18 protein-coding genes are annotated in these 20,441 nt (G+C 70.5%); 9 read left to right on the plus strand and 9 right to left on the minus strand.

Translation table 11 applies throughout. The features are described from left to right. Positions 1-125 precede the first annotated feature (125 nt). The 9 genes from HBB12_RS17830 to HBB12_RS17870 all read left to right on the plus strand — a co-directional run bounded on the left by HBB12_RS17830 (position 126) and on the right by HBB12_RS17870 (position 8,798). Positions 126-1,160: an ABC transporter substrate-binding protein gene (locus HBB12_RS17830; protein WP_236992819.1), complete on the plus strand. Its 1,035-nt coding sequence runs from the start codon at positions 126-128 to the stop codon at positions 1,158-1,160. Positions 1,161-1,464: 304 nt separating this feature from the next. Continuing rightward, a complete protein-coding gene (locus tag HBB12_RS17835) occupies positions 1,465-2,523 on the plus strand; it encodes an ABC transporter ATP-binding protein (protein WP_236990572.1) in 1,059 nt (352 codons plus the stop codon). A gap of 41 nt (positions 2,524-2,564) precedes the next feature. Then, a complete protein-coding gene (locus HBB12_RS17840; RefSeq protein WP_236992820.1) occupies positions 2,565-3,434 on the plus strand; it encodes an ABC transporter permease in 870 nt (289 codons plus the stop codon). Beyond that, a complete protein-coding gene (locus HBB12_RS17845) occupies positions 3,431-4,231 on the plus strand; it encodes an ABC transporter permease (RefSeq protein ID WP_236990573.1) in 801 nt (266 codons plus the stop codon). Before HBB12_RS17840 ends, HBB12_RS17845 begins: the two co-directional genes overlap by 4 nt. 24 nt (positions 4,232-4,255) lie before the next feature. Next, entirely contained in the window at positions 4,256-5,395 is a 1,140-nt protein-coding gene (locus HBB12_RS17850; protein ID WP_236990574.1) for an NAD(P)/FAD-dependent oxidoreductase, read from the plus strand. Between the two features lie 217 nt (positions 5,396-5,612). Further along, positions 5,613-5,909, plus strand: coding sequence for a (2Fe-2S)-binding protein (locus HBB12_RS17855; protein ID WP_236990575.1), 297 nt, complete (start codon positions 5,613-5,615; stop codon positions 5,907-5,909). After that, positions 5,906-7,324, plus strand: a complete 1,419-nt coding sequence (locus tag HBB12_RS17860; protein WP_272913281.1) for an FAD/NAD(P)-dependent oxidoreductase — start codon at positions 5,906-5,908, stop codon at positions 7,322-7,324. The genes HBB12_RS17855 and HBB12_RS17860 overlap by 4 nt, the downstream gene beginning before the upstream one ends. Further along, complete coding sequence (locus HBB12_RS17865; protein WP_236990576.1) at positions 7,321-8,433, plus strand: NAD(P)/FAD-dependent oxidoreductase; 1,113 nt, start codon at positions 7,321-7,323, stop codon at positions 8,431-8,433. Before HBB12_RS17860 ends, HBB12_RS17865 begins: the two co-directional genes overlap by 4 nt. A 17-nt stretch (positions 8,434-8,450) precedes the next feature. Continuing rightward, positions 8,451-8,798, plus strand: a complete 348-nt coding sequence (locus HBB12_RS17870) for a RidA family protein (protein WP_236990577.1) — start codon at positions 8,451-8,453, stop codon at positions 8,796-8,798. Positions 8,799-9,134: 336 nt separating this feature from the next. Here HBB12_RS17870 and HBB12_RS17875 read toward each other — a convergent pair whose 3' ends face one another. From HBB12_RS17875 to HBB12_RS17915, 9 genes are all read right to left on the minus strand, one after another. Next, positions 9,135-9,887 (minus strand): ABC transporter ATP-binding protein, encoded by a 753-nt coding sequence (locus tag HBB12_RS17875; protein WP_236990578.1) that lies wholly within the window; start codon positions 9,885-9,887, stop codon positions 9,135-9,137. Then, positions 9,884-10,930 (minus strand): FecCD family ABC transporter permease, encoded by a 1,047-nt coding sequence (locus HBB12_RS17880; RefSeq protein WP_236990579.1) that lies wholly within the window; start codon positions 10,928-10,930, stop codon positions 9,884-9,886. Before HBB12_RS17880 ends, HBB12_RS17875 begins: the two co-directional genes overlap by 4 nt. Next, the gene (locus HBB12_RS17885) at positions 10,927-12,075 is read right to left on the minus strand and encodes an ABC transporter substrate-binding protein (RefSeq protein WP_236990580.1); all 1,149 of its coding nucleotides are present in this window, start codon (positions 12,073-12,075) and stop codon (positions 10,927-10,929) included. Before HBB12_RS17885 ends, HBB12_RS17880 begins: the two co-directional genes overlap by 4 nt. A 250-nt stretch (positions 12,076-12,325) precedes the next feature. Next, entirely contained in the window at positions 12,326-12,832 is a 507-nt protein-coding gene (locus HBB12_RS17890) for a ParB N-terminal domain-containing protein (RefSeq protein WP_236990581.1), read from the minus strand. Positions 12,833-12,846: 14 nt separating this feature from the next. After that, the gene (locus tag HBB12_RS17895; protein WP_236990582.1) at positions 12,847-14,055 is read right to left on the minus strand and encodes an MFS transporter; all 1,209 of its coding nucleotides are present in this window, start codon (positions 14,053-14,055) and stop codon (positions 12,847-12,849) included. Between the two features lie 221 nt (positions 14,056-14,276). Next, the gene (locus HBB12_RS17900) at positions 14,277-16,151 is read right to left on the minus strand and encodes an IucA/IucC family protein (RefSeq protein WP_236990583.1); all 1,875 of its coding nucleotides are present in this window, start codon (positions 16,149-16,151) and stop codon (positions 14,277-14,279) included. After that, positions 16,151-17,302 carry an NAD/NADP octopine/nopaline dehydrogenase family protein gene (locus HBB12_RS17905; RefSeq protein ID WP_236990584.1) on the minus strand — a complete coding sequence of 384 codons (1,152 nt, stop codon included), beginning with the start codon at positions 17,300-17,302 and terminating at the stop codon, positions 16,151-16,153. Before HBB12_RS17905 ends, HBB12_RS17900 begins: the two co-directional genes overlap by 1 nt. Beyond that, positions 17,302-18,345 carry a PLP-dependent cysteine synthase family protein gene (locus tag HBB12_RS17910; RefSeq protein ID WP_236990585.1) on the minus strand — a complete coding sequence of 348 codons (1,044 nt, stop codon included), beginning with the start codon at positions 18,343-18,345 and terminating at the stop codon, positions 17,302-17,304. The genes HBB12_RS17905 and HBB12_RS17910 overlap by 1 nt, the downstream gene beginning before the upstream one ends. A gap of 734 nt (positions 18,346-19,079) precedes the next feature. Then, positions 19,080-20,426 carry a Y4yA family PLP-dependent enzyme gene (locus HBB12_RS17915; protein ID WP_236990586.1) on the minus strand — a complete coding sequence of 449 codons (1,347 nt, stop codon included), beginning with the start codon at positions 20,424-20,426 and terminating at the stop codon, positions 19,080-19,082. Positions 20,427-20,441 lie beyond the last annotated feature (15 nt).

Here is a 20,441-nt window from a genome sequence, read left to right on the forward strand (position 1 = left end):
ATGAAGAGGACTCCATTTCGCATTGGACGATTCTCCGCCGGCCCGGCACCTTTTTGCCCATCGGCGCGCCATGGCACATTCTTGTGCAGCGCCGTATCGCGACCGCGAGAGGAGACAGGTCCTTGGTGAAGCAGCTCGGCCTTCTGACCGCCCTCGGCCTCACGGCCCTGGCCACCTCCCTCGCCCCCGCCATGGCGCAGCAGCAGACGCTCTACGTCGCCGGCTATGGCGGCTCGTTCGAGAAGACGATCCGCACCGAGGTGATTCCGGCCTTCGAGAAGGCCCACGACGTCAAGGTCGAGTACGTCGCCGGCAACTCCACCGACACGCTCGCCAAGCTCCAGGCGCAGAAGGGCAACCAGCAGATCGACGTCGCCATCGTCGATGACGGCCCGATGTACCAGGCGATCCAGCTCGGCTTCTGCGGCAAGGTCGAGGGCCTGCCGGCCGACCTCTACGATCTCGCCCGCTTCAAGGACGACAGGGCGGTGGCCACCGGCCTCGTCGCCACGGGCCTGATGTACAACACCAAGGTCTTCGCCGAGAAGGGCTGGGCGCCCCCGACCTCCTGGAACGACCTCAAGGATCCGAAATACCGCCAGACCCTCGTCATCCCGCCGATCAACAACACCTACGGGCTCAACGCCCTGGTGATGCTGGCGAAGATGAGCGGCGGCAGCGAGAAGAACGTCGATGCCGCGTTCAAGATCTTCAAGTCCGAGATCAACCCGAACGTGCTCGCCTACGAGCCGTCGCCCGGCAAGATGACCGAGCTGTTCCAGTCCGGCCAGGCGCTGATCGCGGTCTGGGGCACCGGGCGGGTGCAGGGGCTGGCCAATACCGGCTTCCCGGTCGATTTCGTCTATCCGAAGGAGGGCGCGGTGGCGCTCCTCACCGCCGCCTGCCCGGTGGCGAAGCCCAAGGCGTCGCCGCTGGCCAACGCCTTCATCAAGGCGCTGCTCGATCCCAAGGTGCAGCTCACGATGCTGAAGGAATACGGCTACGGCCCGGTGCTGAAATCGGTCGAGGTGCCGCCGGAGATGGTCAAGATGGCCCCCGTCGGGGCGCGGGCCGCCGCTCTCTACACCCCGGACTGGACCGTGGTGAACGAGAAGCGCGAGGAGTGGACCAAGCGGTGGAACCGGGAGGTGGAGCGGTGAGAAAACCGCGTCCTTCGGCAGTTTTCAGAGACTCGCGCATGTCCGCATAGGACGCGGGTTTCCCCCTCTCCCCGCGGGCGGGGAGAGGCTTGAGCACCCCTTGTCGGGTGCTCAAGGAGCCCGCAGGGCGAGGGTGAGGGGGTGTTTCCGGTAAGAGCCTCACTCGTCGACACCCCCTCACCCTCGCTCCGGCTTCGCCTCCGCTTGCCGCGTTCCCTGAACGGGAACACGGCCCTCTCCCCGCCCGCGGGGAGAGGAGTAGGCCCGCGCCATTCCTTCTCCCGGACAGCCCCGGACCCTTCGCATGACCCCCCTCCCCCGCTCCGCCCCGCTGCTCGAACTCGAGCACGTCGCCAAGGCCTTCGGCCCCCATGTCGCGGTCGAGGACTTTTCCCTCGCGGTCGCGCCCGGCGAGTTCGTGTCGTTCCTCGGCCCCTCGGGCTGCGGCAAGACCACGACGCTCCAGATGATCGCCGGCTTCCTCCAGCCCTCCCGCGGCACGATCCGGCTCGAGGGCCGCGACCTGACGAGCGTCCACCCGTCGAAGCGCGGGCTGGGCATCGTCTTCCAGAGCTACGCGCTCTTCCCGCACATGAACGCCGCCGAGAACGTCGCCTTCGGCCTGGAGATGCAGCGGGTCTCGAAGGCCGAGCGCACCGAGCGGGTCCGCGCCGCCCTCGCGATGGTGGGGCTCGCCGGCTACGAGGACCGCCATCCGCGCCGGATGTCCGGCGGCCAGCAGCAGCGGGTGGCGCTCGCCCGCGCCCTCGTCATCCGCCCGAGCGTGCTGCTCCTCGACGAGCCGCTGTCGAATCTCGATGCCAAGCTGCGCGAGGAGATGCAGATCGAGCTGCGCCAGATCCAGCGCAACCTCGGCACCACCACCATCCTCGTCACCCACGACCAGGGCGAGGCCCTGTCCCTCTCCGACCGGATCGTGGTGATGAGCAAGGGCCGCATCGAGCAGATCGGCACGCCGCAGGACACCTACGAGCGCCCGGCCTCGGCCTTCGTGGCGCAGTTCCTCGGCAAGACCAACGACTTTGCCGCCCGGGTCGAGGGCACCGCCCCCGCCCGGCTCGTCGCCGGCGGCTGGAGCGCCCCGGCCCCGGTGGGGGTGCGCGGCCCGGTGACGGTCAGCGTCCGCCCCGAGCGGATCGGATTCTCCGAATCCGGCCTGTCGGCCCGGGTCGCCGCCCGCATCTTCCAGGGCAATCACTGGCTGTTCCAGTGCGAGACCGAGTGCGGCCCGGCGATCGTGGTGCGCCCCAACGATGGTCTCCCTCAGCCCGGCGAGGGCGAGGCGGTGCGCCTCGCCTGGCGTCCCGAGGACATGAGCGTGAGCACGGGGGCTGCCGCGTGAGCGCCGCCGCGACCACCTCGCTCCCGGCCGCTGCCCCGGCGATGGTGCCCGAGCCCCGCGCCAGCCGCGCGCCGCTCTGGCTGATCCTGCCGGCCCTGATGCTGTTTACCGGCGTCGTGCTGGTACCGCTGGCGATGACGGTGCTGCTCTCGTTCCACGATTGGGGCCAGTACAAGGGCATCGAGCCTGTGCTGGTCCTGAAGAACTGGCAGGAGATCGCGACCGATCCGTACTATGCCGAGATGTTCGGGCGCACACTCCGCATCGCGCTGATCACCACATTCGTCACCGCGCTCCTCGGCGCGCCGGAGGCCTATATCCTCAACCGGATGAGCGGGCGCTGGCGCGGGATCTTCCTTCTCCTGATCCTCGGGCCGCTGCTGATCTCGGTGGTGGCGCGCACGCTCGGCTGGGCGCTCCTGTTCGGCGGCTCCAACGGGCTCGCCAACAAGCTCCTGATGTCGCTCGGGGTGATTGCCTCCCCCCTCCCCTTCCTGTTCACCGAGACCGGGGTGGTGATCGCCCTCGTCCACGTGATGATGCCGTTCATGGTGCTGTCGGTCTGGGCCGCGCTCCAGCGCCTCGACCCGCAGGTCGAGCACGCGGCGATGTCGCTCGGCGCGGGCCCCGTCACGATCCTGCGCCGCATCGTCCTGCCGCAGGTCATGCCGGGCGTGCTGTCGGGCGCCATCATCGTGTTCTCGCTCTCGGCCAGCGCCTTCGCGACGCCGGCGATCATCGGCGGGCGCCGGCTCAAGGTCGCGGCGACGCTGGCCTATGACGAGTTCCTCAACACCCTGAACTGGCCGCTCGGCGCCGCGGTGGCGGTGCTGCTGCTGCTCGGCCTGATCCTGATCGTCGTCGGCGCCAACGCGCTGGTCGAACGCCGCTACGCCGAGGTGTCCGCATGAGCCGCAACGGCCCCCTGGCGCTCGCCTTCCACGGCCTGTTCGTCACCTTCATGCTGGCGCCGATCGTCGTCGTCTGCCTCGTCGCCTTCACGCCGGAAGGGTTCCTCTCGCTGCCGACGAATGGATTCTCGCTGCGCTGGTTCAGGGCGATCGCCGACTACCCCGAATTCGTCCACGCCTTCTGGGTCAGCCTCGGGCTCGGCGCGCTGTCGTCCCTCGTCGCGGTGCTGGTCGCGGTGCCGGCCGCACTCGCGCTCACCCGCTACCCGGTCCCGGGCCGGGCTGCGCTCCAGGCCCTGTTCCTGTCGCCCCTGATGATCCCGCACGTGGTGCTCGGCGTCGCCTTCCTGCGCTTCTTCACGGCGCTGAATCTCGGCGGCACCTTCCTGGCACTGCTCGCCGCCCACATCGTCGTGGTGTTCCCCTTCGCCTTCCGGTTGACGCTCGCGGCGGCGGCCGGGCTCGATCCGGCGCTGGAGCGGGCGGCGGTCTCGCTCGGGGCCGGTGGATTCACGCTGTTTCGCCGGGTCACCCTGCCGCTGATCCTGCCGGGCGTCGTGAGCGGCTGGGCGCTCGCCTTCATCCAGTCCTTCGACGACCTGACCATGACGGTCTTTCTCGCCGCGCCCGGCACCGAGACGCTGCCGGTGCGCATGTTCCTCTACATCCAGGACAACATCGACCCGCTGGTCACCTCGGTCTCGGCTTGCGTCATCGCCGTGACCATGGCGTTCCTCGTCGTCCTCGATCGCCTCTACGGCCTCGACCGCGTGCTCGCGGGCAAGGGAAGCCACTGAGCCAGCCGCGTACAGGAGTTCACCATGTCCAGGGATTACGACGTCGCCGTGATCGGCGGCGGCCTGCTCGGCTCGGCCATCGCCTGGGGCCTCGGCCGGCTCGGGCAGAGGGTGGCCGTCCTCGACGAGGGCGACGTCGCCAAGCGCGCCTCGCGGGCGAACTTCGCCCTCGTCTGGGTGCAGAGCAAGGGGCTCGGCATGCCGGCCTATACCGACTGGACCGTGCGCGGGGCCCAGAGCTGGGCCAACCTCGCCGCGGCGCTCCGCGAGCAGACCGGTCTCGACGTGTGCCTGCAGCAGAATGGCGGCTTCCACCTCACGCTGGGTGAGGCCGAGTACGGCCGCCGCGCCGATCTCGTCGCCCGGATGCACAACCAGCTCGGCGCCGACGGCTACCGGATGGAGATGGTCTCGGCGGCGCAAGCCGGGCGGGCCCTGCCGGGCCTCGGGCCGGAGGTCTCCGGCGGCAGCTTCTGCCCCCTCGACGGCCACGTGAATTCGCTGCGCACCTACCGGGCGCTGCATGCCGGCATGAAGGCCTTCGGCGTCGATTACCTGCCCGAGCGGCCGGTCTCACGCATCGACCGCGAGGGCGGGGAGTTCCGGCTGGCGACGCCCGCCGGCGAGGTGCGCGCCGCCAAGGTCGTGCTCGCCGCCGGCAACGCCAACCAGGACCTCGCCCCGATGGTCGGCCTCTCGGCGCCGATGGGCCCGACCCGGGGCCAGATCCTCGTCACCGAGCGCACCGCGCCGTTCCTGCCCCACACGCTGGCGACCCTGCGCCAGACCGACGAGGGTACGGTGATGATCGGCGACAGCAAGGAGGACATCCTCGACGACCGCTCGATGCGCCAGGGCATCAATGCGGTGATGGCCGACCGGGCGCAGCGCACCTTCCCGCATCTCGCCCGGCTCAACGTGGTGCGGACCTGGTCCGGCATCCGGGTGATGCCGCGGGACGGCTTTCCGATCTACGACCAGTCCGAGACCCATCCGGGCGCCTTCGTGACCTGCTGCCATTCCGGCGTGACGCTGGCTGCCAACCACGCCTTCGAGATCGCCCGGATGGTGGCGGAGGGGGGCCTGGAGCCGGACCTGGTCGGCGCCTTCACGGCGAAGCGCTTCGCGGCGCAGGAGAGCCGGACGGGGAGCGGGTATTATTGAGGACCCCGCCTTCGACGATCCCTCCCACCCTGAACCTCATCCTGAGGTGCTGCGTAGCAGCCTCGAAGGAGGGCTCCAGGGAGCGCGAGACAGCTGGAGCCCTCCTTCGAGGCTCCCTCCGGTCGCACCTCAGGATGAGGTCGCTGGTGGGACGGGCTGAAGCCTCCTCGAACAGGATCTAACACTGAAACAAGGGCCCCCAGGCCCGGAGACGCCCATGTTCAAGCGATCCGACCACGACACCAGACCCATCGTCCGCATCCTCGTCGAGGGCACCCCCGTCGAGGCGCGGGCGGGCGACACCGTCTCGGCGGCGCTCCTCGCCTCCGGCCGCGACGTGCGCCGGCTCACCGCCGTCAGCGGGGCGCCGCGGCTGCCCTACTGCATGATGGGGGTGTGCTTCGACTGCCTCGTCACCATCGACGGCGTCGGCAACCGCCAGGGCTGCCTCGTGCCGGTGGCGGACGGGATGGAGATCGAGATCCAGAAGGGCAAGCGGGAGATCGGCCGGTGAGCAACGCACCCCTGAAGGATGCTTACGACGTCGTGGTGATCGGCGCCGGCCCGGCGGGCCTCGCCGCGGCCGCCACCGCCGCCCAGGCCGGCCTGTCGGTCCTGCTCCTCGACGAGAATGCCGGCCCCGGCGGCCAGGTCTGGCGCGCCATCACCTCGACCCCGCTCGCCGACCGCGGCAAGCTCGGACCCGATTTCTGGAGTGGCGAGGCGCTGGTCCGGGCGTTGCGCGAGAGCGGCGCCGAGGTGATCCACCGCGCCACGGTGTGGAGCCTCGACACGGCGCTGGAGATCGGCGTCTCGATCGGCGGCGGCTCGGCCTTCGTCACCGCCCGGCGGGTGATCCTGGCGACAGGCGCCCTGGAGCGCCCCTTCCCGATTCCCGGCTGGACCTTGCCCGGCGTAATGACGGCGGGTGCGGCCCAGACGCTGCTCAAATCCTCCGGCCTGGTGCCGGACGAGCCGACGGTGATCGCCGGCCAGGGGCCGCTGCTGTGGCTGCTCTCGGCGCAGATCCTGCGCCTCGGCGGCCGGATCGACCGGATCCTCGACACCACCGACCGCAGGAACATCGTCGGCGCCCTGCCCCACGCGCTCGCCTTCGCGACCTCGCCGTATTTCCGCAAGGGCCTCGCGCTGATGCGCGAGGTGCGCGCGAAGGTGGGTGTCGTCTCCGGCGTCACCGATCTCGCCGCCCACGGCGAGGGAAAGCTGTCGCGCGTCACCTACAAGGTCGGCGCGCGGGAGGAGACCCTGCCGGCCTCGCTGCTGCTGCTGCATCAGGGCGTGGTGCCGAACGTCAACCTGGCGATGGCGGCGGGCGTCGAGCATGCCTGGGACGACGTCCAGCTCGCCTGGCTGCCGGTTCTGGGCAAGGATGGTGCGACCTCGGTCGCGGGCATCGCGGTGGCGGGCGACGGGGCCGGGATCGGCGGGGCCGAGGCCGCGGCGTTGCGCGGACGCCTCGCCGCGCTCGCGGCCGTCGAGGCCCTGGCGCCCGCATCCCGGGCCAAGCTCGAAGCGCGGGAGAGCGTGCTGGCCGACCTGACGCGGGCCGAGCGCGGCCGGCCCTTCCTCGACCTGCTGTTCCGGCCCGGAAAGCAGTTCCGCATCCCCTCCGACGACACGGTCGTCTGCCGCTGCGAGGAGATCACCGCCCGCGACATCCGCGAGGCGGTCGCCATCGGGGCGACGGGGCCGAACCAGCTCAAGGCCTATCGCCGCACCGGCATGGGCCCGTGCCAGGGCCGGCTCTGCGGCCTCACCGTCACCGAGCTGATGGCCGAGGCGCGGGGGAAGACGCCGCAGGAGATCGGCTATTACCGCCTGCGCGCTCCCGTGAAACCGATCGCGCTGTCCGAGCTCGCCGCCCTGCCGAAGTCGAAGGCCGAGACCGAGGCGGTGGTGCGCGGATGACGGTGCTCACGGATGCCATCGTGGTCGGAGGCGGGATCCACGGCTGCTCCACCGCCTTGCATCTCTGCCGGGCCGGGCTGAAGCCCGTCCTGATCGAGAAGGACTATGCCGGCCGCCACGCCTCGGGCGTCAATGCCGGCGGGGTGCGCCAGCTCGCCCGCCACGTCGCCGAGATTCCGCTCTCGATCCGCGCGATGGATCTCTGGGAGCGGATCGGCGACCTCGTCGACGACGATTGCGGCTTCGAGAGCCACGGCCAGGTACTGGTCGCCGAGGACGATGCGGAACTCGCGGCCTGTTCCGAGCGGGTCGCGGAGCTTCACGGGCACGGCTTCACCCACGAGGAACTGATCGACGGGGCGGAACTGCGCCGCCTCGTGCCGGCGGTGGCCGAGACCTGCCCGGGCGGAATCGTCTCGCGCCGCGACGGCGCGGCGCAACCCGCCCGCACGGTGGCGGCGTTCCGGCGCAAGGCGGAACGGCTCGGCGCCATCGTGCGCGAGGGCGAGCCGGCGAAAAACGTGCGCCGTGAGGACGGGCTGTGGCGGGTCGATGTCGGGGCCGACACCTATGCGGCGCCGGTCCTCGTCAACGCCGCCGGGGCCTGGGCCGGGCGCATCGCGGAATCCTTGGGCGAGCCGGTCCCGGTCGAGACCGTGGCGCCGATGCTGATGATCACCTCGCGCGTGCCGCACTTCATCGATCCGGTGGTGATCCTGCGCGGCCGCAAGCTGTCGTTCAAGCAATTTGCCAACGGCACGGTGCTGATCGGCGGCGGGCACCTCGCGGTGCCGGACCAGGACAGGGGCACGACGGTGCTGAACTGGCGCCGCCTCGCCGAGAGCGCCCGCACGGTGTTCGAGCTGTTTCCGGTGATGCGCGAGGCCCAGATCCTGCGCGCCTGGGCGGGCATCGAGGCCAGGACCAAGGACGACCTGCCGGTCCTCGGGCCGAGCGCTTGGCATCCAGGCCTGTTTCACCAGTTCGGCTTCTCGCTGCACGGCTTCCAGCTCGGGCCGGGCGCGGGCGCCGTCATGGCCGAGCTCGTCGTCGAGGGCGGCACCCAGACCCGGATCGGCGCGCTCGGCATCGAGCGTTTCCGATCCTGACGTTCAAGGAGAATCCCATGACCATCACCCGTTCGATCCGCACCCCGATCATGCACCGCGCCGTCGAGGTGAACGGCCTCGTCTTCATCGGCGGCACCATCGCGGACGACACCTCGGTGTCGATGGGCGCCCAGACCGAGAACATCTTAGGAAAAATCGCCGGCTACCTGAAGGAGGCCGGGACCGATGCCTCGCGCATCGTCGCCGCCACGATCTTCGTGACCGACCTGTCGCACAAGAAGGAGATGGATGCCGCCTGGACCCGCTTCTTCGGCGACGACCTGCCGGCCCGGGCGACGGTGGGGGTCGCGGATCTCGGCGGTGGTGCGATGATCGAGGTGGTGGTGACGGCGGCCAAGGGGTGATCTGACTCCGGCGTGATCTGATTCGATACCGGTAAAGCGCGGGAAATCCCCTCTCCCCGCGGGCGGGGAGAGGCCTGAGCCCCCTTGTCGGGGCGAAGGGAGCCCGCAGGGCGAGGGTGAGGGGGAGGTACCGGAGGAGTCTCATCCGGAGAGACCCCCTCACCCTCGCTCCGGCTGCGCCTCCGCTTGCCGTGTCCCCTGAACGGTGACACGGCCCTCTCCCCGCCCGCGGGGAGAGGAGAAGCCCGCGCCCTTCCGGTCTCCCGACAGCCCTGCCAATCGGGAGAAGAGCGGATACGCTGACCCGTCACGTGAATGGATCGCACGTCGTCGCTGTCACGCCTCATCCTCGACGATGACGTACGGCCTCCCAGTCCCGAACTCCTCGACCCGAACCCGCACCCCATACACCTCGGCGATCAACCCGGGCGTGACGACCTCCCGCGGCGGCCCGAAGGCCGCAAGGCCCCCCGCCGCCAGCACCAGCACCCGGTCGGCGATCCGCAGGGCCTGGTTGAGATCGTGGACCGTCACCAGGGTGACGATGCCGCGCTCCGCCGTGATCCGGCGGGTGATCGCGGCGACCTGCTGCTGATGGCGCAGGTCGAGGGCGCTCGTCGGCTCGTCGAGGAGCATCACGTCGGGTTCCCGGCCAAGGGTCTGGGCGATCGAGACCAGCTGGCGCTGGCCGCCCGACAATTCCCCGAGATTGCGAAACGCCAGCGCCTCGATGTCGAGGAGGTGCAGCAGCGCCTCGACCTTCGCCAGGGCCTCGTCCTCGACCCGCCAGGATGCATCGCGCTTCACCGCGAGCAGGATCGATTCGAACACCGTCAGAACCGCAGTGGCGGTCGAGTCCTGCGGCAGGTAGCAGGCGCGGGCCGGCCGCGGCGTCCCGGTCTCCATGTGTACGCGGCCGGGGCCGCCGACGAGGCCGGCGATGCGCCGCAACAGGGTCGACTTGCCGGCCCCGTTGGGGCCGATCACCGCCACCACCTCCCCGCCCCGCATCGCCGGGACGGTGACATGGTCCAGGACCGTCCGCGCGCCGTAGCGCACGCCGACGGCATCGAGCGCGAGGGTGATCACCAGGCCCGCCTCCGGCTCGACAGGATCAGGCTGAAGAAGAACGGCACGCCGACCAGCGCGGTGACGATGCCGATCGGCACCAGCGCGCCTGGGATGATCGACTTGCTGGCGACCGAGGCGGCGGAGAGAATCGCCGCCCCGGCGAGCGCCGAGGCCGGCAGGAAGAAGCGCTGGTCCTCGCCGATGACCATGCGGGCGATGTGCGGGCCGACCAGCCCGACGAAGCCGATCGTGCCCACGAAGGCGACCGGCACCGCGGCGATGAGCGAGACCAGCAGCATCGTCTCGAGCCGCAGGCGCCGCACGTCGATGCCGTAGCTCGCCGCCTTGTCGTCGCCGAGCCGCAGCACCGTGAGCGACCAGGCCCGGCGCAGGAAGAACGGCAGCGTCACGGCGAGCGCCGCGCTCGTGAGCGCCAGCTTGTGCCAGGTGGTGCGGGCGAGACTCCCCATCGTCCAGAACACCACGGCGCTCAGCGCCTGGTCGGAGGCGAAGAACTGGAGCAGGGCGGTCAACGCGTTGAAGGTGAACACGAGCGCGATGCCGAGCAGGATCACCGTCTCGGTCGTGGCGCCCCGCATCCGGCTGAGCGCGTGGATCAGCAGGGCGGCCGCCATCGCGACCACGAAGGCGTTGAGCGGCACGCCGTAATCGGGCGCGAACGGCACGAGGGAGACACCGGTCACCAGGGCGAGCGCGGCGCCGAAGCCGGCCGCGGCCGAGATCCCGAGGGTGAAGGGGCTGGCGAGGGGGTTGGCGAGGATCGTCTGCATCTGCGCCCCGGCGATCGCCAGCGCCGCCCCCGTCACCACCGCCATCAGGGCGACCGGCATGCGCAGCTCCCAGACCACGACGCGTAGCGCCGGCGTCACGTGGGCGGGCCTCGCCACCGCCTCGATCACCTGGGCGATCCCGTAGCGCGTCGGCCCGATCGTCAGGTCGGCGAGGAAGCAGGCGAGGACGAGGGCGGTGAGGCCCGCCAGCACGACGAGGCGGCGCCGGACGAGGGCCCGGTAGGATGCGGCGGAATCGGCACCTCTCACGGCGCGCGCTCCAGGCTGATCCAGTAGCCGGGCTCGTAGGGCACCGGCAGGAAGCGCTCGTGCAGGGTGCGGAAGGTCGCCTCCGGGTCGAGATCGGCGAACAGCTCGGGATGGAGCCACTTCGCGATCCGCTGGATCGCCACGAACTGGTAGGGATTGTTGTAGAATTGGTGCCAGATCGCGTGGACTTGCCCGGTGCGAACCGCCTTCGTGCCCTTGAAGGCGGGACGGGTCATCAGGGCCGCGAGCTTGCGGCGGGCCTCCGCCAGGTCGGCACCGGGGCCGAGCCCAACCCAGGCCCCGCCCGGCTGGAACGCCTCGAAGTTGCCGCCGGTGGCGATCACCACGTCGGGATCGGCGGCCAGCACCGCTTCCGGGTTGAGGATGCCGAAGGTGCCCGGGATCACGCCGCTGCCGAGGTTGCGGCCGCCGGCCATCTCGACCATGCGGCCGAAATTCTCCGCCCCGAACGACAGGCAGCATTCGTCGGAATAGCCCGGGATGCGGTCGAGCATCACCAGGGGGCGCTTCACGTCCCCGGCCCGGGCCAGCCGGTCGGTGACCCGGGCGATCTCGGCGTCCCGGAACGCGATCAGCGCCTCGGCCACCTCCTCCCGGCCCATCAGCCGTCCGAGCAGGCGGATCGAGGGCGTCGTGTTGACGAAGGGCTTCTCGCGGAAATCGACGTAGGCGACCGGGATGCCGAGGGCGGCGAGCCGCTCCACCAGCCGGCCCTCCTCGCTCGCGATCCTGGCCTCGAGGTTGAGCAGGATCACGTCGGGCTGGAGCGCGATGGCGCGCTCCACGTCGAAGGTGCCGTCGCGCATGCCGTTGAAGAGCGGGATGTCGGCGGCTGCCGGGTAGAGGCGCCGGTACAGCCGCCAGGTGTCGGGATCGGAGGTGATGAGGTCGTTGCGCCAGCCGACGACCCGGCCGAAGGGGTTCTTTCGGTCGAGGGCGCCGACCACGAAGATCTGCCGGCCCTCGCCGAGGATCATGCGGCGCACCGGGCGCGCGACGGCGATTCGACGGCCGAGCACGTCGGTCAGGGTCTCGGACGGGGCTTGCGCCCGCGCGGCGGAGGGCAGCGCGAGGCAGGCGGCGGCTCCCTGGAGGAGGCGGCGCCGGGTGATCGTCGCGCTCATCCGTGCTGACGACCGAGCGCTGGAGCTTGCCAGTTCACGCAACGCCTTCAAACTCCAACCCTTTAGTGGATATGGCGCTTTCCCCTCCCCCTTGTGGGGAGGGGTTAGGGGTGGGGGTGGTGCCGGATAAAGCGCTGCGGTGCCTCCTGCACCACCCCCACCTCCAGCTCCTCCCCACAACTTGCAGCGATTCCGGGCAAGCCCGGGATCGCCGGGGGGAGGAGAGGCGCGCTGCCTTCGAACGGGGACATCACTCGGACCGCGATGTGTGACGGCGAGAGGGCACCAGGGCGGGGCCGGCGTTGGACGCCCGGGTGAGGGCGCGCATCGTCAGGCCGGCGCGGGAGGCGCGCTCGCGCGATCCGATCCTGTCGGTGAGGGACGCGAGGGGAACCGGCCGGGCCGGGCGCGGCGGGAAGACGTGGCGGGTCGTCTTGTGCGGGTATAGCCTGCCGCTCATCGCGCGGGCCAGGACCTCGGCCCGGGTCGGCGCGACTTCCGGCCGCCAGGAGAGTAGCTCGACCTCGTCATAGTCGAAGACCTGGACCGGGACCCGGGCGAGGCCGAGTTCCCGCGCGGCGGCGAGCCGGTGATGGCCGTCGAGGAGCGCGTGCACGCTCTCCTCGATGCAGATCGGTTGCGTCCAGGCCTGCTCGGCCAGGATCATCGCGACGACCTCGCGCACCCGCGCGAGGATCGTCTCCTCCGTCGGGCGCAGCAGCCGCACGGGCAGGAGGAGGCAATCGGGACCGGTCATGAGGAGGGATTCCTTCATGGTGATGGGCTCAGTGTCGCCGGGGACCGGCTGTCCTGCGCTTGGCGCACCCGGAGCAGGAGCCCGCAGGAGACCAGGTACAGGGCCGCGACGGCGGGGAAGATCGCAGCCGACCCCGCCGCCTGGCTGACGAGGCCGCCCAACGCCACGCCCGCCATCGAGGAGGCCTGGGTCGTGCTCTGCACGATTCCGAGGATGTGGCCCTGCCGGTGCGCCGCCGCCTCGCGCGAGATGAGGCCGGTCAGGACCGGGGTCGTGGCGCCGAGAAGCGCGCCCCAGGCGCCATAGCTCGCCGCGAAGACCACGATGCTGGGGGTGGTGCCCGCGACGAGCGCGACGCCCGCGCAGGCGATGGCCACGAGGGCGATGCCGCCGAGTGTCGCCTGCCGCGTCCGGCCCTCGAACAGCCGCGCCCAGAGGGCGGCGGAGGCGACGAAGCCCGTCGCCATCAGCCCGTAGCAGAGGCCGATCACCCAGTTCTCGACCCCGAAGGTGCCCCGCACGTAGAGCGAGAACGGCATCTGCGGCAGGAGCCGGCTCGCCAGCAGGCCGCCATGGGCCAGCAGGAGGCCGAGGATCACCGGGTTGCGCCAGACGGAGGCTGCCGGCGCCGCCGCCCCGGCCGGGTGTTTCGGGGTTGGGCGCGTCGCCGGCAGGAGCGCCGCCACGCAGAGGCCGCAGGCCACGCAGAGCGCCGACGCGGCGGCGTTGATCCAGAAGAAGCTCGCATGGTCGAGGATGACGCCGCCGAGGACGGCGCCGCCGAGCGACCCGACATTGGTCGAGACCTGCAGGAAGGCGAACAGCCGGCCGCGACGCTCCGCCGTGACGAGGCCGACCCCGTAGGCCTGGGCCGGGGCCGAGAACCCGGCGCAGGCGCCCTGCATGAAGCGTAAGCCGACGATCGTCCATGGATCGCCCGCGAGAGCGAGGCCGAGCTGGGTCAGGGCGAGGCCGGCGAGCGCGCGCAGCATCATCGGCTTGTGGCCGTAGCGGTCCCCGACCCGGCCCCAGAGGCTGCCGGTGAGCGCGATGCCGAGCATCGGGGCGATGTAGGTGCCGGTGGCCGCCACGCTGAAGGCGAGGTCCGAGGCGCTGATCTCCTTCAGCCGCAGCGGCCAGAACGGCCCGCTCATCTCCATCGCCGTCATCGTGATGAGCTGGATGGTAAAGAGCAGGCGGAGGGTGCCGGGGGTGCCTGCCATGTCGGAGCCTGGTCGACCAATCAATGTCATTCGTCCCATCCACGACCTCATCCTGAGGTGTTGGTCGATCGAAGATCGACTGACCTCGAAGGAGGGCTCCAGACATCACCGAGACGTCTGGAGGCCTCCTTCGAGGCTCCTTTCAGTCGCACCTCAGGATGAGGTCGCGGGTGGGACAGAAAAATTCCATGCGATGCCGTGATCGCCGGTTGAACAGAATCTCACAGGCCGCGCGTCGCCGGGTCGAGCGGGTTGGGCAGCCCGTGCTGGAGCCGGTAATCGGTGTAGCGCGACAGGTGCATGCGCAGGAGCGAGCGGGCGGTCCACGGCGCGCGCAGGAACGCCTCCCGTTCCGCGGCCCAGAATCCCGGCTCGACCCGCTCGGCTATCGCCTCGAAGGCGCCGTCCGTCTCCTCGGCGAGGATGCCCCAGAGCCGGTCGTCCGGGATGTCGTAGGCGGCGGTGAGCGCCAGCGCCAGCTCGTGCAGGTGGCAGACGAAGCAGGCGTTGAGCACCAGCGCGCGGACCGGCGCGATGTCGTCGGTAAAAACCGTCGGCAGGATGCCCGGATAGGTGTAGGGCCGGAGCGTCAGCCCCCGCGCTTCGAGCAGCGGCGCGAAGCTGCGCCCGTCGCCGAAATCGCGCACCAGGATGCGCAGCGCCCGTCCCTCGGCGTCGAACACCACGCTGGTGTTCTGCTGGTGCGCCTCCAGGCCGATCCCGTAGAGGAGGTAGATCGCCACCACCGGGGATACGACCGCGCGGGCATAATCCCGGAAGAAGTCTTCGGGGTCGCCCGCCCCGACGAGCGCGGTCACGAAGGGCCGGCCGCTCTCCGGGAGCGCCGTGAACAGGGCCGCGACCGGCACGTGCAATTGGCCCTCGCAGGCCGCGAAGGCCGGGGTGACGGCCCGGAACACCACCGAGAGGTTCTTGCCGGGCGCATCGTCGCGGCGCAAAGCGTGGCGGTAATGATAGGCGACCTCCTCCGGGTAGATCGCCAGCCGCCCGTGAAAGCCCTGCTCGCGCTCCAGGATCGCGGCGATGACCGCCGAGTTGCGCGGCCCCATATGGATCGACTTCGCCTGGAGGCTGCGCTGCTCGCTCGTCATCCACAGCGCGATCGGCAGCTTGATGAAGGGGGCGTCCGGCGGTCCCTCGGGCATCATCGTGCGGAACGACATGCTCGGCGCCGTCTCGATCTCCGGCCCCTCGAGGACCAGGGCGCCCTCCGCGACTTCACCGGCGAAGTGCTCGCGCACGAAGGCCTTGAGGTGCCAGGCATGGATCGGCAGCGGCAGCCAGTCCAGGGGGTCGAGCCCGCGCGCCGCGAGGCCCGCGCGCCACGACTGCCAGATCCACGGAAACGCCGCGGCGAACCAGCCGTGGACGTCCTCCACGTGCGGCATCGTCTCGACATGGGCCATGTCGGCCCGGAGCGCCGCGACCCGGACCGGCACGCGGGCGGCGAATTCCGGCGACAGGGCGGCGACCTCGGCCTCGGTGAGCCCCGGCCGCGTCTTCCAGGTGGGATAGAAGGGATGCCCTTCGAGCGATCCCCACTGGTCGAGGAGGATCGCGGTCTCCCGCACGCCGGCATGCCGGCGCAGGTAGCCCGGCAGGTCGGTCTCGCCGGCGGCGCGGATGCGCCGCGCGAGGTCCCGGTTCCAGGCCTCCCGGCGGCGGCGAGCGGCGGCATCGTTGCGGATGCTGTCGGCGATGTCGGCCTTCAGCCCGGCCAGCCCTTCCGGGCTCGGCGCGGTGTCGAACAGCCCGACGACAAGGTCGAGCAGCGTGTCCGGCTCCTCGACGGGCGTCGTGCGCCCGTCCGCATCGACCCCGGTGATCGGCCCGCGGACCACGATCGTGCGGGCCGGCGCGATGGCGATCCGGGCGAAATGCAGGTGGCTGCCGGGTTGCGCCAGCGGCAGCCGGGCCTCTTGGCCGGAGACGACGAGGCGGTCCGCATCGAGGAGGCCTTCCGCGAACAGGCAGCGCACGAGGCGGCGGATGGCGTTGCGGCGCGAGGCTGCCAGCAGGGCGGCATCACCGTCGAAACCGGCATCCTGATAGTTAGGGGCGGGCGAGGCGGTCATCATACGGCTCCCGGCCAGTCCTGGGGCAGATGGGACAGGGAATTGTGGGACGGCGCGTTGTCGGCGCGGCCCATATGGGCGAGCGCCCAACGGTGGATCTCGTCGAGGGTCGGCGTCGGCACGTCGAGGCGCCGGCCCATCCAGACCAGGAGGCCGAGCCCGTGGACCACGTCCTCGGTGAAGGCCCGGCTCGCCCGGTCGATGGTGGGACCGCCGAGCCGGGCGTCATGGATGAGAGGCGCTCCGATGCCCGCATAGGCGCGGTTGGTGCGAAGCACCGTGAGCATCGTGTGCGCGTCGGCGATCTGGTCGCCATAGGCCTCGACGATCTCGGTCTTGAGCGGCTTGACCGACGAGAGGTCGATGCCGAGCCGCGCCTCGGCGCCGCGCCGCAGGCGCTGGTTCTCCTCGTCGCTGCGTTCGAGGAAATAGGCTCCGAGCTCGGGGCAATCGCTCCACCAGCAGAAGCCCTCGGGCAGCGGCCGGTCGCGCCACTGGCCGTAAGGGCCGACGAGGCCGTAGATCACCGCGCTGTGCATGATCGGGTTGCCCGGCGTCAGGGTGATCTCGAGGTAGTCGCGCAGCATCGTGACCGGTGCGGCGAACATCCGGGCGAGGTGGCCGGCGAGCGCGTCGCTGGATTCCGGGCTCTCGCAGCGGTGGAGCGCGACGTGCAGGCGCTCCTTGGCGCCGGCCATCCGGATGCTGCGGCCGGGCACGAGATCGCAGGCGATGTGGGGCACGTCCTTCATGCCCCAGATCACCGCGTTCGGCCGGCCCGCGAGCGCCGCCTCGGCGAGCCAGTCGAAGCCGCAGAAGCCGGGAATCGCCCCGACGAAGACCGGCTTGTCGCGGGGCAGGTGCGGGGCGATCGTCCGCAAGGTGGCCGCCCGGGCATGGGCCGGGACGGTGATCACCACCACGTCGGCGTGGCGCAAGGCCTCGGCCGGATCGGTGCCCACCCGCGCCGGCTCGCCCCGCAGGGTCGATCCGTCGGGCATCCGCGCGACGATGCCGCCCGCCGCACCCCCGACCACCTCGGGGTTGCCCGTGAGCCAGGACACCCGCACCCCCGGCTGCCGGCTCAGCAGCACGGCGTGGAGATGCCCGGTCCGTCCGCCGCCGCAGACCGTGACGTCGAGGATCCGCATCAGGCCACCGCGAGGCGGGGCAGCGCGGCCCGGGGGCTCTCGGCGGCGCGGCGGCCGAGCCAGTCGTCGAGCCGTTCCGCGATTGCCGGATCCCGCAGGCCCTTCGCCTCCATCCAGGCATCGTTGAAGATGGTCTGGAGGTACTTTTCGCCGCCATCGGCGACGGAGATCAGGACGTTGCCGGCGATGCGCCCCTCGGCGACGAGTTCGAGCGCCTTGTACAGGGTGCCGCCGGTGGAGCCGCCGACGAGAAGACCGGTGCGGCGGGCGAAATGGCGCGCGGTCTCGAAGGCTTCGGAATCGGTGACCCGCAGGCCGAGGTCGATGCAGCCGTAATCGAGCACGAGGCCGACGGTGTCGCCCTCCGGCGTGCCGGTTCCCGACTGGTAATAGGGATGGCCTGGGCCGCCGAACACGATCGAGCCGTCCGGCTCGACCGCGACGATGACCGTGTCGGCATGATGCGCCTTGAGGCCGTGCCCGATCCCCGTCATCGAGCCGCCGGTGCCGACGCAGCCGACATAGGCGTCGATCCGGCCTTCCGCCTGCTCGATCGCCTCGCGCACGAAGGCGCTGTAGCCGCCGGCATTCGCGGTGTTGTCCGACTGGTTCATGAAGACCGCGCCGGGGATCTCGGCGGCGATCCGCGCCGCCATCCGCTGGCGCTCGACGACCGCGACCTCGTCCTCGCGATAATTGCCCTCGACGAAGCGGATCTCGGCGCCGAGCGCCCGCATCACCGCGATCTTGTCCGGGGCGGCGTGGTGATCGACCACCGCGATGAAGCGCAGGCCGAATTCGACCGCGGCGATGGCCAGCCCGATGCCGGTATTGCCGGAGGAGGATTCCACCACGACCCCGCCGGGCGCCAGCCGCCCGGCCTTGATGGCGGCGAGCACCATGCTGTGCGCCATCCGGTCCTTGGTGCTCCCGCCCGGATTCATCTTCTCCATCTTGAGGAGGAGCCGGGTCTCGCGATGGGGCACCGGGACCCGCAGCATCGGGGTATTGCCGATCAGATCGGTAACCTTGTCGACGATCATGGGGGCGACCTCACTCAGCAGATTTTGCAAAAATGTTTGCCGGTTTTGCGAAATGATCTGTGACGTGAATAGATTAAGCAGATTGCGTGTTAGACTGTCAATACAGTTATATATAGATGATATATATTCTAAATAACGACGCGGCCGTCAGGGATAATTTGTAAAAAATCTAAGATATGAAATGGAAGTCGATGGCGGTGCTACGATGCACGAAGTTGCGCGGTGTAGGGGTGAGGGCCGCCACGCAAGACCCCTCCCCCCTCTGCGAGGGAGGGTGGCCTGCGGAGCGGGCCGGGAGAGGGGACGCCGCTTCCGGAGAGGTCGCGACCATGGGAACACGCGCCACCTGGATCAGCGTCGCGCTGCCCCTCTCGGCGGGACTTCGTCCCGCTGCGCTCACTTCGTTCGCCACCCTCCCCCGCAGAGGCTATTGGATTCACACTTCTCCTCCCAGAGCTAACCCATTGTAAACGTGTGCGCTTTCCCCTCCCCCTTGTGGGGAGGGGCTAGGGGTGGGGGTGGTGCCGCGTAGAGCTGTGCGGTGCCTTCTGCGCCACCCCCACCTCCAACTCCTCCCCACAAAGGGGAGGAGAGGCGCGCTACTTTCCATGGGGAGAACGATCGGACCGAGATGTGTGAATGCGATAGCCCGCAGAGGGGGGAGGGTTCATGCGCGCGACCGTCGATCCTGCACTGACGCAGCCTCCCGTGTCGTAACATGATCGGGCATTGCTCTAGTCCCGAGCGAAGGCGAACTCGGCATCGGAACAGGGCGTGGCGACCAGCCGCGCGGGCATCGGGTGCCGGTGGAACTCGTTCTCCAGAAGGTCCATCTGGTAGCCGGCCGTGTTGGCGTAGAGCAGCAGGTCGCCCGGCCGGGGCATGGTGCCGAACTCGAGCAGGCGATGGGTGATCACGTCGCCGTCGAGGCAGCTATGCCCGGCGATGAAGGCGCGCATCCCGGGCCCCGTCTCCTGTCGTCCCTCGGCGGGCAGCAGGATCGGATCGACCAGGAACTCGGAGGCGAACCAGGTCTCGCAGGCGCTGAAGCTGCTGCCCTCGACGAAGACCACCCCCCTCCCCTCCCCGAGCGGTTTCGTCCGGGTGACGCGAAACAGGCTGATCGCCGCCTGGTCGACGAGGCTGCGGCCTGGCTCGATCGCAAGCCGCACACCCACCGACCGGAGATAGCCGGCGACCGTCCCGCCGCGGCAGGGCGCCCGCAGGAAGCCGGCGATCCACTCGGGCGCGGTGAGCGGGCTGCCATAGGGGTAGAACTCCGCCGGAACCCGGCCGGTCTGGTAATGCTCGGGCCCCTGGCGGGCCAGCGCCTGCGCGTAGGTGTCGGGATCGACGTAGCGGACCGGCAGGCCGCCGCCGATGTCGATCAGCCGGACCGGAAGCCGCAAGGCCACGGCCTCGTCGACGAGGTCGGCGACCTCGGCCATCGCGGCGACGCGGCTCGGGATGTCGTAGCCGGAGAGGTGCAGGTGGAACCCCTCGAAGGCGAAGGGAGCGCCCTCCCGGGCAAGCCGGCGCATCGCCTCGCGCATCGCCGCGCGGCCCATGCCGAACCGCGAGTTCGCCGCCGAATCGGGCCGGTAGCGCAGGAGCACCCGCGCCCGCCCGCCCTCCGGCGTGCAACCCCCGAGGTCGTCGAGTTCTTCGAGAGAATCCACCGCGACGAGGGCGCCCGTCGCGACGAGCCGACGCAGGAAGGGGATCGTCTTCGCCGGGCCGGTCGCGCAAAGGCGCGCCGGGTCGGCGCCTTCCCGCAGCGCATCCTCGCATTCGGCGAGGCTCGAGACATCGATGCCGGTCCCCGCCGCCACGGCGGCGCGCACCAGCGCCCGCGACTTGTTCACCTTGGCGCCGTAGAAGATCTCGGACGCGACGCCCTCGTCGGCAAGAACCTCCCGCATCCGCGCGACGTTGTCGGCAACGGCATGCGGCCAGACGATGTTGAGCGGCGAGCCGTACCGGGCGACCAGGGCGTGCAGCCGGTCCGGCATCGTCCGGATCACCCGGGCGATCCGCGGATCGAGAAGCGGCGGCAAGGCCGGTGCCCCGGCCTGAGTCATGAGTATCCCCATCGG

It is taken from the genome of Methylobacterium sp. SyP6R, from assembly GCF_019216885.1.
In the GTDB taxonomy this organism is placed as follows: domain Bacteria; phylum Pseudomonadota; class Alphaproteobacteria; order Rhizobiales; family Beijerinckiaceae; genus Methylobacterium.